Genomic DNA, 15662 nt, shown 5'->3' with positions numbered 1-15662 from the left:
CCTTTTATGCATTAGCCAAAATAGCTAGAGCCTGTTCTTCATCTACCTTCATTTGATCGATAAGATCTTGTAAATTATTAAATTTAACTTCCCCTCTAATATAAGAAATGAACTGTACAATTACTTCTTTTCCATATATATCTTGGTCAAAGTTAAAAACGTGTACTTCACATCTATGGTACTGATTTCTAAAGGTTGGATTATCTCCAATATTGCCTACCCCATCATACCAAATACCATCAATACATACACGATTAGCATAGACTCCGTCTGGAGGTGTAGCCATTTCATTAGGAAGTAATAGATTTAATGTAGGAAATCCTAATGTGCGTCCCCGTTGATCACCTTTAATCACAGTTCCTTTAAACTGGAATGGCCTACCTAGCCAATGATTTGCATCCTCCAAATGCCCTTCATGAATAGCTTTTCTAATTTCTGTACTAGAAATAGGTGTACTACTACCATCACAAGGTAATAAAGGCTGTACAAGAACTCGTATATTCTTATCCGCTACCACTTGTTTCATATATTCTGGATTACCAAGCCCCTTTGCACCAAATGTAAAGTTCTCACCGATTACAATAGCTTCCACATTCATATCATTGCAGAGTTCATGTAAGAATTCATCTGCAGTCATTTTTAATAATGCTTCAGTCATAGGTAACCGCAAAATATAGTCAACTTTGAGTTCTTCTAGCACAGTATCCATAATCTCTTCTTGAATCACTCGTTTAGGTACTCGTTCTGGATGTAATATAGTCAATGGATGATGCTCGAAGGTAATGATGATACTAACCCCATCGACTGATATAGCCTCTTCAACAGCCTTATGTATAACTCGTTGATGACCTCGATGAATGCCATCAAAGGTACCAAGGGCATATACTTTTGTATCTTTGATTTGACGTAGTTCATCAAACGAATGTAGTTGCTTCATACTTATCCTTCAATAAAAATATTTTTTTCCACTTTTAATGTGTGGTTGTTTCGTTTCATAATACCAATAAAACCATTCGGTCCATAAGCTCTATAGAGCTGACCTATTTCTGTGAAAGCAAATTCTTTACCAATCGGTAACTGCTTGCCTTCTATCATCATTCTTAATTGTACACTATTTACAGTTACTTTTGAAAGATGAGAAACAGCCGTATCTGTTGGCAACAACAGACTTTCACCATGTAGCATCAATTCTTCGGCCATCTTAGCAGAGCCGATATCAAAAGGGCCTACTTGAGTACGTGCCAAAGAAGTCATAGCGCCAGGAATACCTAAAGCAATACAAATATCGCGTAATAACGAGCGAATATAAGTCCCCCCTGAGCATGTCACACGAACCGTGAAAAAAGGGAATCCATAAGCAATGAGCTCAATATTTTTAATATGAATTTGACGTAATGGTAGCTCTACAGGAATACCTTTACGAGCATATTCATAAGCTCGAATACCATTTACTTTAATGGCAGAATACTTAGACGGTCTTTGGTCCTGAACGCCAGCAAATTTTTTCAAAATACTAACCAATTCTTCAAAGCCTGGTTTAACCATCGTTGCCGAGATTTCTGTAGATTGAATAGCTCGATTCAATACAATACCATTTCGCAATACCATATCATTATCTGGCAATACAGGTTGTCCTGAGCTATCTTCAGTATCCGTAAAAGTACCCAATTTACATTCTGCTACATAGGTTTTATCAAATTCATCCGTGTATTCTATGAGGCGCGTAGCCTTGCCAAGAAACACAGGCAATACACCATAAGCCATAGGATCTAATGTACCGCTATGACCAATGCGCTTTTCCTTTAGAATACGACGACAAATAGCAACGGCATCATGGCTTGTAATGCCAGGTGGTTTTAAAAATGGTAATATCCCATCCATTATTAAATTACCTCAATGAGAGCTTGTTTTGCCTCTTCTAATGGTAGATTAATAGTACAACCAGCAGCACGAATATGACCACCACCACCAAAATGGCTTGCTACAACGTTCACATCAATACCTTTAGAACGTAAACTTACACGTGTTATATCATCAGCTTCTGCTTTTAACAAAATTGCCACATCTACAGTATCAACATTTCTAATAATATCTACAAAACCATCTGTATCATCGCCAAGAATAGTCATAGCCTCACGATTCAACTCGATGGTAGCAATCGTATCATTCTTGTAAAACTCGATAGTTTGCATAACTTGTTTTGTTAATTCTAAACGACTGGCAGATACGGCTTCTATTGTTTCAGAAATAACATTTGGTCTAGCCCCTGCAGCTACACATTTGGCAGCCATCTCAAGAGTATTTGCTGTAGTATTGCTAAATTTAAAGAAACCACAATCTGTAGCAATCGCCATATATAATGCAGTACCCATAGATTCAGTGATAGGCCAATTCCATTTTGTACATAAGTCGGTAACAATTTCACCAGTAGCAGCAAAGTCAGGCTTTAAATATAGATGGTCCGCGAATTCTGTATTAGAAATATGGTGATCTATATTAAAAATAGGTGCACTCCAAAGTGCACCTACTTTGCCAATTCGCTCATACGTGCTAGCATCCAAAACCATAAGCATATCAATATCAACTGGATTAGTTTCAAAATACGCTACATCATGAATGTGGTCCGTATATCGTAAGAATGTGTACTTCTCAGGAACTACATCATCCACTACCATATATACAGTTTTACCTTGTCCTACAAGGGCTTCGTAAAAGGCTACCATGGACCCAATAGCATCACCATCAGGTCTAATATGGACGGTTAGCATAATAGAATTAGCTTCACACAGAGCCATATGTAATTGACTAATAGTAATCTTACTCATGTTCTGTATCCTTTTTGTTAATTTGTTTCTTCATCCTTTTTGATTTCATTCAAAAGGGATTCAATATGCATGCTATAGTCTAAAGACGTATCCTTATCAAATGTGATAGAAGGAATATGGCGTAATTTAAGTACTTTGCCAAGCTCTGTACGAATATGACCTGCTGCATGCTTTAATGCGATAAGGGTATCTTCTTTTTCCTTATCGGAACCAAACAAGGAGACATAAATCGTAGCTTCACGTAAATCACCTGTTACATGAACATCGGTAATAGTAGTGAAGCCGATACGCGGATCTTTCAATCCGCGCATCAACATTTGACTTACCTCTTGTTTGATAAATTCTTGTAATTTTCTGACACGAACATCACTCATATAAACCTCCTATAATTGAGGTGCAATTTCTTCCATCAAGTAAGCTTCAATAACGTCGCCTTCCTTGATGTCGCGGTATCCTTCTAAGGAGATACCACATTCAAAGGATGTTTTAACTTCCTTAACTTCATCTTTAAATCGACGTAAAGAATCAACCTTACCTTCAAATACAACGATGCCGTCACGAATTAAACGAACTTCAGAGTCGTTAGTAATACGACCTTCTGTTACATAAGAGCCAGCTACAATAGCCTTTGGTGTGGAAATAACCTGACGCACTTCTGCACGACCTACGACAACCTCTTTAAATTGAGGCGCCAACATACCGCGCATAGCAGATTCAACGTCATTGATAGCATCATAAATTACACGATATGTACGCAAGTCAACCTTTTCTTGTTCCGCTGCACGTCGAACATTAGCATCAGGGCGTACATTAAAGCCCATTACAATCGCATTAGATGCAGATGCCAACATGATATCCGATTCATTAATAGCACCTACTGCAGCATGAACAATAACAATACGAACCTCAGGATTTTTGATGCCTTCTAACGATTGACGCAATGCTTCTACAGAACCTTGAACATCGGCTTTGATGATAATATTAAGATCCTTCAACTCGCCTTGTTGAATTTGGTTGAAAATATCATCTAATGTAACTTTATGTGTAGCTTGCAATTCTTGAACCCGTTGCTTAGCAATACGTTTTTCAGCAATTGCACGTGCTTCGTTGTCATCCATACCATTTATAATTTCACCGGCTTGTGGAACTTCGGAGAAGCCCAAAATTTCTACCGGCATAGATGGACGAGCAACTTTTACTTTTTCACCGCGCTCATTTGTCATGGCACGTACTTTACCGTATGCAGTACCAGCAAGTACTGTATCACCTACACGAAGAGAACCTTTTTGTACCAAGACAGTACATACAGCACCACGACCTTTATCAAGTTGAGCCTCGATAACTACGCCATATGCCTTACGGTTAGGGTTCGCTTTCAATTCCATAACTTCTGCTACGAGCAAGATATTTTCAAGTAAGTCATCAATACCTTGTTTTTGTTTAGCAGATACTGGAACCATGATTACATCGCCGCCCCATTCTTCTGGTAAAAGACCATGTTCAGACAATTGTTGTTTAACATGGTCTGGGTTAGCACCTGGTTTATCCATTTTGTTGATGGCTACAATAATAGGTACATCTGCAGACTTCGCATGATTAATAGCCTCGATAGTTTGCGGCATTACACCGTCGTCGGCAGCGACTACAAGAACTGCAATATCCGTAGATTTCGCACCGCGTAGACGCATAGCAGTAAATGCTTCATGACCTGGTGTATCAAGGAATGTGATTTTATTATCCTTGTAGCGAACTTGGTACGCACCAATATGTTGAGTGATACCACCAGCTTCGCCAGCTGTTACATTAGTTTGACGAATTACGTCCAACAAGGATGTTTTACCATGGTCAACGTGACCCATGATAGTTACTACAGGAGGTCGTGGTTTTAATGTTTCTGGTGCATCTTCAATTTCAATAACATCTGTAGGGTCTTCTTCAGGTTCTACTTCAGTTACAGTTACACCGAACTCTTCAGCCACGATAGTAGCTGTATCTACATCAACCTCTTGGTTAATGCTGGCCATAACACCTAAAAGCATCAATTTTTTGATGATTTCAGATACTTCGCGACCCATTTTTTCAGCTAAGTCTTTAACAGTTAGAGGCCCGCTCAATTCAATTTCTGTAGCAATTGCTGCTTCAGCTTTACGTTCAGCTTCTGCTTTTTGTTGTAGGTACTGCTCGTTACGATGTTTTACGCGATTTTTCTTTTTTTGCATAGATGTAGATAACAAGGATTGTGGGCGATTATTACCACCTTTTTTATTTTTCTTGTTACGGCGATCATTATTAGAATTGCGATTATCGTTATTGCGGTTGTCGCTATTACGATTATCGTTGTTTCGACTGTCATTGTTACGCACATCATTAGAACGACCGTTATTACGGTTATCATTATTGCGGGTATTATTAGGGCGATTGTTAGCACGGTCTCCACCATGTTGCTTACCATCGGATTTGCGTGTAGGCTCAGAGATTTGTACATGACGGACATTGCCTTTTTTATGGTCCTTTTGTTTAGATTGATCGTCTTGTTTTTGACCAGCTTGTTTGTGTTTATCTTTTTTCTGTTCGTTAGAACGATTTGAATGCTGTTGTTTATGTGATGCAGCTTCTTGTTTATGAGCTGCAGTTGGAGCAGATTTCGATTCTACTTTTTTTTCTTTTTTTTGTGCTACTTTAGGAGCTTCAGATTTTTTACCTAATTGTTTTTTTACAATTTCATAACCTGAATCATCTACAGAATTAACTGCTTTAGTAACATTAATATTATGTTGTTGCAAGATAGAAATGACCTGCTTACTTTCAACGCCGAACTCTTTGGCGATTTCATGAACGCGTTTTTTGGACATCTACATACCCCCTTATTATCGATCAATCTCTTTAAGTAATGCCTTTGCAAATCCATCATCTAGTACGGCGACTACTACCCGAACTTCCTTACCAATGGCCGTGCCTAAAGCCTCTTTATCGGCAATACTGTGAAGTGGAATGTGATGGGTTTCTGCTAATTGAGTATATTTCTTTTCATTATTGGCTGCACAATCACTAGCGAGAAGTACTAATTTCGGTTCCTTTCTCTTTATAGCTTTTTCTACGATAAAATCACCAGAAATAACTTTTCCTGCTCGTTGCGCTAAGCCTAAGAGATTTAAAATTTTATCTTCATTCATGTATATCAGTGATTACTCATTCTCTTGTAAATCACGTTGTAACGCTTCATATATCTCTTTAGATACGCTATGCTTTAAGGACCGTTCTAATCGTTTTGCCTTATAGGCCTGCTCAAAACATGACATGGATTCACATAAATAAGCTCCACGTCCTGGTGCTTTACCGCTGCGATCAATAGTGATATTGCCGTCAGGACTCAAGGCTAAGCGAATCAATTCTCGTTTTGCCTTAGGTTCACCACATCCTACGCAAGTACGCATAGGTTGGGATTTTGATTTCATGACTATTCACCATCCTCAGCATTGCCGAAACCTGTAAAAGGTTCTTCAGCAGCTTGAGTTTCACTTTTAATATCGATTTTCCAGTTAGTCAACTTAGCCGCCAAACGAGCATTTTGACCAGCCTTACCAATAGCTAAAGATAATTGGTAATCAGGTACTACTACATATGAAGATTTTTCTTCTTCGCTTACATCTACCGATACAACCTTCGCAGGGCTTAAGGAGTTAGCAATGTAAATTGCTGGATCTTCATCCCATTTTACAATGTCTATTTTTTCATCGTGTAATTCATCAACAATATGTTGTACACGTTGCCCTTTAGGACCTACGCAAGCACCTACAGGATCAATATTTTCATCACGACTATATACAGCGATTTTAGAACGCATCCCCGGCTCACGAGCTACAGACTTAAGCTCTACTACGCCTTCAAAGATTTCTGGAACCTCTAGCTCAAATAGACGTTTCAATAAACCTGGATGTGTGCGAGAAATCATAATTTGAGGGCCTTTCGTAGTTTTCTTAACCTCTACGATATAGCATTTAATACGATCTCCTTCACGGTATGTTTCAGTAACAATTTGCTCAGTTGGAGGCAAAATCGCTTCCGTTTTACCAAGATTGATAAATACATTTTTACCTTCAACGCGAGTAATAACGCCAGTGATGATGTCTCCTTCACGGCTGTAATACTCTTCGTATACTACACTCCGCTCAGCCTCTTTTAAACGTTGAATGAGCATTTGTTTAGCAGTATGGGCAGCACTACGGCCAAAGTTGGCAGGAGTTACATCTACTTCTACTACATCACCAATCTCAAAACGTTTATCTTTTTTGCGAGCATCCAACAAGCTGATTTCTGTTTCAGGTAATTCAACAGTTTCCACAACTTGTTTTTTAGCCATTACTTTATAAACGCCTGTTTCGCGGTCAATCACAACGTACGCATCTGGGTTAGATGTTGGTTCTTTGCGATATGCTTGCAACAATGCAGCCTCTAAGGATTCAAAAATAACCTCAGGAGCAAAACCTTTTTGCTTTGTAAGCACCATTACCGCTTGAATTAATTCTTGACTCACTCGTATGCCTCCATATATTAAAAATCAAGATGTAATCGAATTTGTGCAATGGTAGAACGTTCAAATGTCATGCTTTCACCATTGATAGTAAATTCGATAGTTGTGTCTGTAAAACCTTGTAATGCACCAGTAAATTGTTTACTGCCATTAATAGCCTTAAACAACTGAATATCTACATCACGGCCATTATAGCGAACTAAGTCCTTGTCTTTCTTAAGAACTCGATCAAGACCGGGAGAAGATACCTCCAATAAATAGTTTTCCGTAATTGGATCCTTTTCGTCGAGGACAGCACTTAATTTTTCGCTCACCAACTGACAGTCATCCAAATCTACACCACCTGGTTTATCAATGTAGACACGTAAATACCAATCCCGTTCACGTACATAGTCTACATCGACGAGTTCCATATCGGTGCCGGCTATAATACCTTCAACCACAGAGGATACAATCTCCTCCACTGCTTCTCTTTTCATAGCCATCGCCTCCTTACTTACTACATCCTGTATATATCTCTTGATAAAAACACTATAAAATTGAGCTAATCATAAATGAAAGAGTGGACATAAGCCCACTCTTTTAAAAGATTTATATAAAAGTCATATATAGTATATCACATTTACTGCGTATATACAAATTCTACGTTTTCTAATGGGCATTAAAGAAACCAATCCCACATAAGTCATTTTATAAAAACAAACAAATGACAAAAAATAGCATAGTTAAATCTATCCAAACTTTAATCAATGCGCTCATTCAAACCTTTTAATATAGCACCTAAATGCTCGCGCAATAACAATGCTAAATCATCTAGATTTTTTGCATCTAAATGATGGTCAATTTCTGGATAGCTTTTATACCGAAGTTCCGCAAAGTATTCATCACGTAATTCATTATAATACAATAGTAAGCCTGTACACTCGTCCATCTTACGGTATTCGCCGATGATAAAAGACCCATTAATCATGCGAATCGCGTGGGCTGGATCAATATCGCGTACAAAACCTTCTAACTCCTCAGGCATAGCTTGTGAGAAGTCCCATTCAGGAATCCCTCGGCGACGATAAGTAAAGGTAAAATTATTAGCAGGTTCTATTAACATATTGGTTAACCCTTTTACACATCGTTCTTGTAGCCCTGTCCAAAAAGACTCTAAATCGGCTCGCACAAAAGAAATGTCCACAAAGGAAAATAGTGGCATTTCTATATGTACTGTATAGTCCTCTACCTCTTTATCATATAAGGCAGACCAACACCATCCTAAATCGTTTTGATAGTGGAAAATAGGTACCTTCAATACGTCTTCACCAGCACTAATACGATTAGCTAACTTTGTATAGTCACTTTCAGTAGAGGTAACTAGTGTAAAGCCTTCAATGGATTGAGGCAACCAGGAATAGTCTAAGGCTTTACAAGCTTCAATAATCGTTTCCATATAATGCCTCATATCTTTCTTGATACTGTAAGACTGCTTTTACATAGCTACGAGTCTCAGGAAACGGAATCGTATCAACCATTCCATTCCAGTTATTTTCGTGAATCCACGATTCTACATGACCACGACCAGCATTATAAGCAGCTAATGCTAGTACTTGATCCCCATTAAACTCCTTCAGCAAATGACCTAGGTACCAAGTACCTAGCTCAATATTTATAGTAGGTTCTTTTAATTGACGATCTGTATAATTGCCATGCCCAACTTGTTGTGCCACCCAACGAGCTGTATCTGGCATGAGTTGCATCAATCCAAGCGCACCAGTTTCAGACTCCGCTGTGTTTTTATACTTGCTTTCAGCTAAGATAACACTGGCCACCAAAGACGGAGGTACCTGCTCTTTCTCAGCTGCGGCTATAACTTCCTCTTTATAGTTAAAGGGATACGCGATTTGACGCGCGAAATGGTCATCTAGATATGTAAAATAAAACCATCCTAGTACGACACAGGATAGTGCCGTTGCCGTTGCACGTTTCATATATCCCCCTTTCTACATACAAACTGAAAATAGTCATCAAAATCTAACATATAACAAATGCTAAACTAATATCATGCTAAGTTTTATGGGCTTATTATACCATTTATTACTATTATTTATATACCAAATTTGACACATAAAATGGCAATTATCAATTTTCTTATAGAGCTGATTCGATACGCTCATTCCAGATGGTATCTAATTGTTCCTTTAAATCCAGAGGTGTACCATTATTATCAATGATTACATCCGCATAAGTCCGTTTGTCATCAAGACGCATTTGACTCTTAATACGAGCCAATGCATCCTTTTTGGTAAATCCATTGCGATTCATTAAGCGCTCAATTTGAGTTGACTCATTCACATATACGAGCCACACCTCGTCCATCATGGTATACCACTCTCCTTCGATAAGTAAGGGAATGTCATATAGTAAAACTGGTGTATGTAGTGCCTCATAATGAGCTGTGAGCTCCATGATTCGATTTTGAATATGCTCTTTTAAACAACCATTCAGTTGTTGGCGTTTTTTTTCATTGTGAAAGATAATAGCCCCTAATGCTTCTCGGTTTAATGTCCTATCATCGTGCAATACATCGGTTCCAAATGCAGCTACAATTGCTTCTAGCCCTTTTGTACCAGGCTCTACAACTTCACGAGCCACAATATCAGCATCGATATATGGTATACCTTTATCCTTAAAATATGTAAGAACTGTACTTTTGCCAGATGCAATGCCACCAGTTAAGCCAATTTTAAACATATATACCTTCTATTAATTATAAACACATATTACTTTACTAATGCCCAGTTTTCTGCATGATGTACGTCTACAATAAGAGGTACTTGTAGCTCTACAACAGATTGCATTGTACTACGCAATAATTCTTCTATAGCTTCTAATTCAGAGTTCACTACTTCAAGCACTAGTTCGTCATGTACTTGTAATAAAAGTCGAGACTTAAAGTTTTGTTCTTCTAATTTTTGCTCCACTTGGTTCATGGCTAACTTAATAATATCTGCGGCAGTGCCTTGAATTGGCGTATTCATTGCGGTCCGTTCAGCAAAAGAACGACGGTTAAAGTTACGACTATTAATATCAGGTAACTCGCGTTGACGACCAAACATAGTGTGAACCTTCCCTGTTTCATGAGCCTCTTGAACCATTCGATCCATATACTCTTTAACCTTAGGGTAACGGCTAAAATAAAGATCAATATAATTTTTAGCTTCACCACGTGTAATACCAAGGTCACGAGATAAACCAAAGTCAGAAATACCGTAAATAATACCGAAGTTAATAGCCTTCGCATGAGAACGTTCTTCGCTAGTTACATCATCTTGAGCTTTACCAAGCACCTCTGCCGCAGTAAAGCGGTGAATATCCTTGCCTTCTACGAAGGCTTTAATCAATGCTTCATCGCCAGATAAATGGGCTAAGATACGCAACTCAATTTGGGAGTAATCGGCACTCACCAATGTATCATATCCAGCACCCGGATAGAATAAGGCACGAATTTCACGGCCTTTTTCGGTACGAACAGGAATATTTTGCAAGTTCGGATCAGATGAGCTAAGTCGACCTGTAGCCGTAACCATTTGATTAAAAGTCGTATGAATACGACGAGTCTTATCATTGATGAGAACTGCCAAACCTTCACAATAGGTAGATACTAATTTAGCAACAGAACGGTATGCCAAGATTTTTTCAACAATCGGACTTTCGTGACGAAGCATATCCAGTACTTCCGCATCTGTAGAATAGCCGGTCTTAGTTTTCTTGATGATTGGCAAGTTCATCTTTTCAAACAATATTACACCCAATTGTTTAGGTGAATTAATATTAAAAGTTTCTCCGGCCAGTTCATAAATCTCTTGTTGTACTTGAGCTAGTTCCTCTTTAAAGCGAGCCGTTGTTTCTGCCAACTTCTCTGTATCGATATAGATACCATTCTTTTCCATCACTACTAAAGTATGAATCAAAGGCAACTCAATCGTTTCATATAAAGACCATAACTCTTCACGACGAGCAGATTCACAAGCTGCTTCGTTCATGGCGAGTAATGCTTTCACCATGGATACGCATTCAACATCTGCACTACCGCTAGCAATGCTAGGTACAGAGAAGCGCTCAGTTAGATATAGATATCCATAATTAGTACGCGTAGGATCTAATAAATACGCAATGAGAGACATATCGTGAACACGAGCAGTTTTATCAGCATTAAATAAAGAAATCTCAGCTGGCACATCTGCACCAAGGGCTTCGATAATCTCCTTAGTTTGAGTTGTAACAATGACTTTAGCACCTTGTAATACAGCTAAAACAGCTTTAGTATCGTCTGTTTTTACAATAGTATCACCATTATATAGATACGTATTCGTTACCGTTCTAAATGGAGTCTTACCATCTAATATAACATGCACTGCTACCGTTTTATCTTTATAGAAGTCGGCTGTTAATGCTTTAGCATCCGCTAAATCATCTAAAGAAATCTCCTCTTGTGGTGCAAATAAAGAGCCTGGATCTCCAAAAGTTGCTTCCTCGCCCCCCATTACTTGAACAATGCGAGGTGTTAATTTAGTAAAGCCTAAAGTTTCAAATAAAGGCTGTACTTCAGAGGTATGGAAGTTTTGTACAAAATCTTCTACTTTATAAGATAACTCCATATCTGTTTTGATTGTTGCCAACTCACGAGATAAGAAGGCTAACTCTTTATTATCTACGAGTCGCTCTTTTAATTTCTTACCAGAAATATCTTCAATATGTTCGTATACAGATTCAAGATTGCCATATTCGGTAATTAATTTAAGCGCTGTTTTCTCACCTACGCCTGGTACACCTGGAATATTATCAGAAGAGTCACCCATAAGCGCCTTCATTTCGATAACCTTATCAGGACCATAACCATAAAGTTCCTCCATATTATCTAGAGTAACCTCTAACATATCAGAAATACCTTTTTTAGTTAAGAACACATGGCTATGTTCTGTTACAAGCTGTAAATTATCGCGGTCACCTGTAATAATTTGAACAGCCATCTCAGGGGCTCCAAACTTTTTACTCAAGGATCCAAGGATATCATCCCCTTCAAAACCTTCTTCTTCGATGACACAAATGCCCAATGCTTTTAATACATCTTGAATTAAACTAAATTGTGGACGCAAATCCTCAGGTGCATCTGGACGATTTCCTTTATATTCACTATACATTTCAGTACGGAATGTTTGACGACCTTTATCAAAAGCTACGGCAATATAGTCAGGATTAATTTCTTCATACAATTTAATGAGCATCGTTAAGAAGCCATATACTGCATTCGTTGGTGTTCCTAAAGCAGATTTCAACGGTGGTAATGCAAAAAATGCGCGAAATAACAAACTGCTGCCATCTATAATCATTAATTTTTTCATAAGACACCTCACTTAATTCTATTCTTCATTATAACATAAGGACCCTTTTAACTTTCATAAATAAAAATTAATATATTGTTACACTAGAAAATGAGTAAGTAATTTGATTTTAAAAACCACATATATGCTTTCCTTAATAAACAGTAGAAAATGTTTTACAAATCATGTCATTAAGGAAAATATTGGGCTGAAAAGTCCTTGCGTATCAATATTTGGTATGATATAATCATTCAGGTATAAGAAACGATTTTTAAGGAGGTGACTCAATTGCCAAACATTAAATCCAGTATTAGAAGCGTAAAAACGGATGCTGAACGTCGTGCGAAAAATGCCGCTGTAAAATCTCAAATTCGTACAGCAGCTCGTAAAACCGTTGAAGCTGTTCAAGCAGGCGCAGTAGAAGAAGCAAAACAAGCACTTGTTCATGCTACTAGCGTAATTGATAAAGCAGCCTCCAAAGGTGTACTTCATAAAAACACTGCAGCTCGCAAAAAATCTAACCTTGCAGCTAAAGTAAACGCTTTATAATTTTAAAAGCAAGCAAGACAGTCTCTCGGATATCCGTTGAGACTGTTTTTTTATGCCCTTTTCCTATTTAATCATAAAATAATTTTTCGTTTGTTATACAGTTATATTTTATTACGCCCTATGGGCAGATTAGAGGACTATTACTATGAGAACACTATTATTAATGCGTGGTGCTCCTGCTAGTGGTAAGTCTCAGTGGATTCGTGACAACAATCTTGAGGCTTACACCCTTGAAGCCGATCATTTCCGTATGCTTTTACGTAGCCCTTCCCTTGGTGAGAATGGCTGGTATATTTCACAAGAGGATAATGGTCCAGCATGGAAGCTCCTACTAGATTGTTTAGAAAAACGAATGAGCAATGGTGACTTTGTCGTCTTAGATGCTACCCACACTACATCTAAAGCGGTTAATGCTTACAAAGAATTGCTTAACAAATATAAATATACTGTATATTACTATGAACCAGATACATCCTTAGAAGATTGCTTGGTCCGTAATGCGGCTCGCGCCGATTACAAACGAGTGCCAGAGCAAGTCATTCATCGTATGTACAAAATGATTAAAACAAGTACATTACCAAAGTTTTGTAAAAAAATTAACTCTATTGATGAAATCAACAATTACTTTACGGTTAATCTAACAAATAGATATGATCGAGTGCGTGTTATCGGTGATATTCACGGTTGCTACACCGCATTACAACAAGCTATTACACCGTGGGATGAAAAGACATTATACATCTTCTGCGGTGACTATTTAGAACGCGGTATTGAAAACAAAGAAATGATGTACGAAATGATGCGTCTCAGCACATTACCCAATACAATTATGTTAGAAGGTAATCACGAACGACATATTGCAAACTTTGCATTCCATACAAATTTAGATCGTTCCAAGCGCTTTATGAAAGATGTGGTAGCACCTATCGTAAAAGATATGACGAAAAAAGACGTAGAATCACTCCAACGAGAACTACGACTCTTTTATAAATCACTTCGTCAATGCTATCCATTCAGCTTCCATGGCAAAAAATATTTAGTTTCCCATGGTGGCCTCTCCTATGTGCCTAATATGACCTTCATACCTACCTCAACATTTATTAATGGTTTTGGAGCTTACGAAACAAATATCGCTAATATTTACGATACTAATTACGAGCAAGGCATGTGTCAGGACTTCATTCAAATTCACGGTCATCGTGGCGTTCCAGATGGAAAGTACTCCTTCTGTTTAGAAGGAGAAGTTAAGTTTGGTGGAGAGCTAAAATACATCGATATTACAGCAAATACTTTCATAAAAAATGGAATAAAAAACGATGTATATGATAAAGATTATATGCGCCATGAATTCCAAAATATGACACAACATGTCATCTTCACACAAAATGAAGATATTAATATTATTGGCAATTCAAAATTAGTAAAAGTAAAACAATGTTTCCCTAACCTATATTCCTTGAACTTTACCTCTCGTGTATTTCATAAACGATTATGGAATGAAAGTACAGTACAAGCTCGTGGATTATTTGTGGATCGAATTACAGGAGATGTGAAATTACGTAGTTATAATAAATTCTTTAATCTTGGTGAGCGCCCAGAAACAGAGTTAGATAATCTAGCTAATACTCTATCCTTTCCAGTTGAAATTAGAACGAAAGAAAATGGTTACCTTGCCATTCTTGGCGTTATCAACGAAGAATTAGTATTTGCCTCTAAATCTACAACAGAGGGTATACATGTGGATTTATTTAAAAACCTCTTCCATAGATTACCTGAAGGCTTACAAGTAGAAATCAAAGATTTATTAGCACGTAATAACTGCTCTATGATATTTGAGGTCATCAGCCAAGAGGATACTCATATCATTAAATACGACCAAGACCATCTCTATGTACTCGATATGATTCAAAATACTCTAGACGTAAATGGTAAGCATATAGATGTCCCATTCTCTAGAGAAAAATTAGCTGAACTTTATACGATTTTACAAAAATATGACACTGACTTGATTTCCATTGTTAAAACAGTTCAACAAGTTTCTACCATGGATGAACTCCAAGGCATTATAAATAAGGAACTAAATTCATTCCATGAATCTGAAGGCTTTGTATTAGTCGATAGCAATGGTTTTATGACTAAATTCAAAGGTCCTTATTATAATACGTGGAAGCACAGACGAAATCGCATTCTAGAGCCATATCAAAAATTTGGTAAAATTCCATATGGAAACTGTAAAAATGAAGATGACACTAAATTTGCAGACTTCCTTGGTTCATTAGATTATGATGTAGTATGTAAATCTACCATACTTGATATTAAAGATATGATGGAAAATCAAGGCTTGCTATAATTAAATAAACTCATCCTGTTTCAAGGATAAAAGCAAAA

At 37.6% G+C, this 15662-nt stretch carries 15 protein-coding genes; 2 read left to right on the top strand and 13 right to left on the bottom strand.

The genetic code is table 11. The annotated features are described in order from the left end of the window. Positions 1-4: 4 nt before the first annotated feature. The 13 genes from B1A77_RS07115 to polA form a co-directional block, all read right to left on the bottom strand. Entirely contained in the window at positions 5-937 is a 933-nt protein-coding gene (locus B1A77_RS07115; protein ID WP_004693017.1) for a bifunctional riboflavin kinase/FAD synthetase, read from the bottom strand. A gap of 2 nt (positions 938-939) precedes the next feature. After that, on the bottom strand, positions 940-1881 hold the full coding sequence (locus B1A77_RS07110; RefSeq protein ID WP_077708371.1) for a tRNA pseudouridine synthase B: 942 nt from the start codon (positions 1879-1881) through the stop codon (positions 940-942). 2 nt (positions 1882-1883) lie between these two features. Then, entirely contained in the window at positions 1884-2825 is a 942-nt protein-coding gene (locus tag B1A77_RS07105; RefSeq protein ID WP_077708370.1) for a DHH family phosphoesterase, read from the bottom strand. Between the two features lie 17 nt (positions 2826-2842). Then, positions 2843-3199: a 30S ribosome-binding factor RbfA gene (gene rbfA, locus B1A77_RS07100; RefSeq protein WP_008600771.1), complete on the bottom strand. Its 357-nt coding sequence runs from the start codon at positions 3197-3199 to the stop codon at positions 2843-2845. 9 nt (positions 3200-3208) lie between these two features. Next, a complete protein-coding gene (infB, locus tag B1A77_RS07095; RefSeq protein WP_077708369.1) occupies positions 3209-5677 on the bottom strand; it encodes a translation initiation factor IF-2 in 2469 nt (822 codons plus the stop codon). A 15-nt stretch (positions 5678-5692) separates the two neighbouring features. Beyond that, on the bottom strand, positions 5693-5998 hold the full coding sequence (locus tag B1A77_RS07090) for a L7Ae/L30e/S12e/Gadd45 family ribosomal protein (protein ID WP_012864258.1): 306 nt from the start codon (positions 5996-5998) through the stop codon (positions 5693-5695). 12 nt (positions 5999-6010) lie between these two features. Further along, positions 6011-6280 (bottom strand): RNase P modulator RnpM, encoded by a 270-nt coding sequence (rnpM, locus tag B1A77_RS07085; protein ID WP_077708368.1) that lies wholly within the window; start codon positions 6278-6280, stop codon positions 6011-6013. Between the two features lie 2 nt (positions 6281-6282). Beyond that, positions 6283-7359 (bottom strand): transcription termination factor NusA, encoded by a 1077-nt coding sequence (gene nusA / locus B1A77_RS07080; RefSeq protein ID WP_012864256.1) that lies wholly within the window; start codon positions 7357-7359, stop codon positions 6283-6285. A gap of 17 nt (positions 7360-7376) precedes the next feature. After that, positions 7377-7835, bottom strand: a complete 459-nt coding sequence (locus B1A77_RS07075; RefSeq protein WP_077708367.1) for a ribosome maturation factor RimP — start codon at positions 7833-7835, stop codon at positions 7377-7379. A 263-nt stretch (positions 7836-8098) separates the two neighbouring features. Beyond that, entirely contained in the window at positions 8099-8794 is a 696-nt protein-coding gene (locus B1A77_RS07070) for a hypothetical protein (protein ID WP_077708366.1), read from the bottom strand. Next, a complete protein-coding gene (locus B1A77_RS07065; RefSeq protein WP_012864253.1) occupies positions 8778-9332 on the bottom strand; it encodes a lytic transglycosylase domain-containing protein in 555 nt (184 codons plus the stop codon). The genes B1A77_RS07070 and B1A77_RS07065 overlap by 17 nt, the downstream gene beginning before the upstream one ends. A gap of 160 nt (positions 9333-9492) precedes the next feature. Further along, on the bottom strand, positions 9493-10095 hold the full coding sequence (coaE, locus tag B1A77_RS07060) for a dephospho-CoA kinase (protein ID WP_077708365.1): 603 nt from the start codon (positions 10093-10095) through the stop codon (positions 9493-9495). A 29-nt stretch (positions 10096-10124) separates the two neighbouring features. Further along, positions 10125-12746, bottom strand: coding sequence for a DNA polymerase I (polA, locus tag B1A77_RS07055; protein ID WP_077708364.1), 2622 nt, complete (start codon positions 12744-12746; stop codon positions 10125-10127). 267 nt (positions 12747-13013) lie between these two features. Here polA and rpsT point away from each other — a divergent pair, with 267 nt between their 5' ends. Together rpsT and B1A77_RS07045 are read left to right on the top strand one after the other, a co-directional pair. Beyond that, on the top strand, positions 13014-13274 hold the full coding sequence (gene rpsT, locus B1A77_RS07050) for a 30S ribosomal protein S20 (protein WP_004692998.1): 261 nt from the start codon (positions 13014-13016) through the stop codon (positions 13272-13274). A gap of 145 nt (positions 13275-13419) precedes the next feature. Beyond that, positions 13420-15624, top strand: a complete 2205-nt coding sequence (locus B1A77_RS07045; protein WP_077708363.1) for an RNA ligase — start codon at positions 13420-13422, stop codon at positions 15622-15624. Positions 15625-15662: the final 38 nt, after the last annotated feature.

This window comes from Veillonella parvula, from assembly GCF_002005185.1.
Classification (GTDB): domain Bacteria; phylum Bacillota; class Negativicutes; order Veillonellales; family Veillonellaceae; genus Veillonella; species Veillonella parvula_M.
This window is presented reverse-complemented; position numbering and strand designations above follow the sequence as displayed.

Excerpts from the sequence above, each read along its gene's own strand:
- B1A77_RS07090 (WP_012864258.1), bottom strand. The coding sequence starts at position 5,998 with ATGAATGAAGATAAAATTTTAAATCTCTTAGGCTTAGCGCAACGAGCA.
- B1A77_RS07065 (WP_012864253.1), bottom strand. The coding sequence starts at position 9,332 with ATGAAACGTGCAACGGCAACGGCACTATCCTGTGTCGTACTAGGATGG.
- B1A77_RS07105 (WP_077708370.1), bottom strand. The coding sequence starts at position 2,825 with ATGAGTAAGATTACTATTAGTCAATTACATATGGCTCTGTGTGAAGCT.
- infB (WP_077708369.1), bottom strand. The coding sequence starts at position 5,677 with ATGTCCAAAAAACGCGTTCATGAAATCGCCAAAGAGTTCGGCGTTGAA.
- B1A77_RS07045 (WP_077708363.1), top strand. The coding sequence starts at position 13,420 with ATGAGAACACTATTATTAATGCGTGGTGCTCCTGCTAGTGGTAAGTCT.
- B1A77_RS07110 (WP_077708371.1), bottom strand. The coding sequence starts at position 1,881 with ATGGATGGGATATTACCATTTTTAAAACCACCTGGCATTACAAGCCAT.
- B1A77_RS07115 (WP_004693017.1), bottom strand. The coding sequence starts at position 937 with ATGAAGCAACTACATTCGTTTGATGAACTACGTCAAATCAAAGATACA.
- rnpM (WP_077708368.1), bottom strand. The coding sequence starts at position 6,280 with ATGAAATCAAAATCCCAACCTATGCGTACTTGCGTAGGATGTGGTGAA.
- rbfA (WP_008600771.1), bottom strand. The coding sequence starts at position 3,199 with ATGAGTGATGTTCGTGTCAGAAAATTACAAGAATTTATCAAACAAGAG.
- B1A77_RS07075 (WP_077708367.1), bottom strand. The coding sequence starts at position 7,835 with ATGAAAAGAGAAGCAGTGGAGGAGATTGTATCCTCTGTGGTTGAAGGT.
- B1A77_RS07070 (WP_077708366.1), bottom strand. The coding sequence starts at position 8,794 with ATGGAAACGATTATTGAAGCTTGTAAAGCCTTAGACTATTCCTGGTTG.
- polA (WP_077708364.1), bottom strand. The coding sequence starts at position 12,746 with ATGAAAAAATTAATGATTATAGATGGCAGCAGTTTGTTATTTCGCGCA.
- coaE (WP_077708365.1), bottom strand. The coding sequence starts at position 10,095 with ATGTTTAAAATTGGCTTAACTGGTGGCATTGCATCTGGCAAAAGTACA.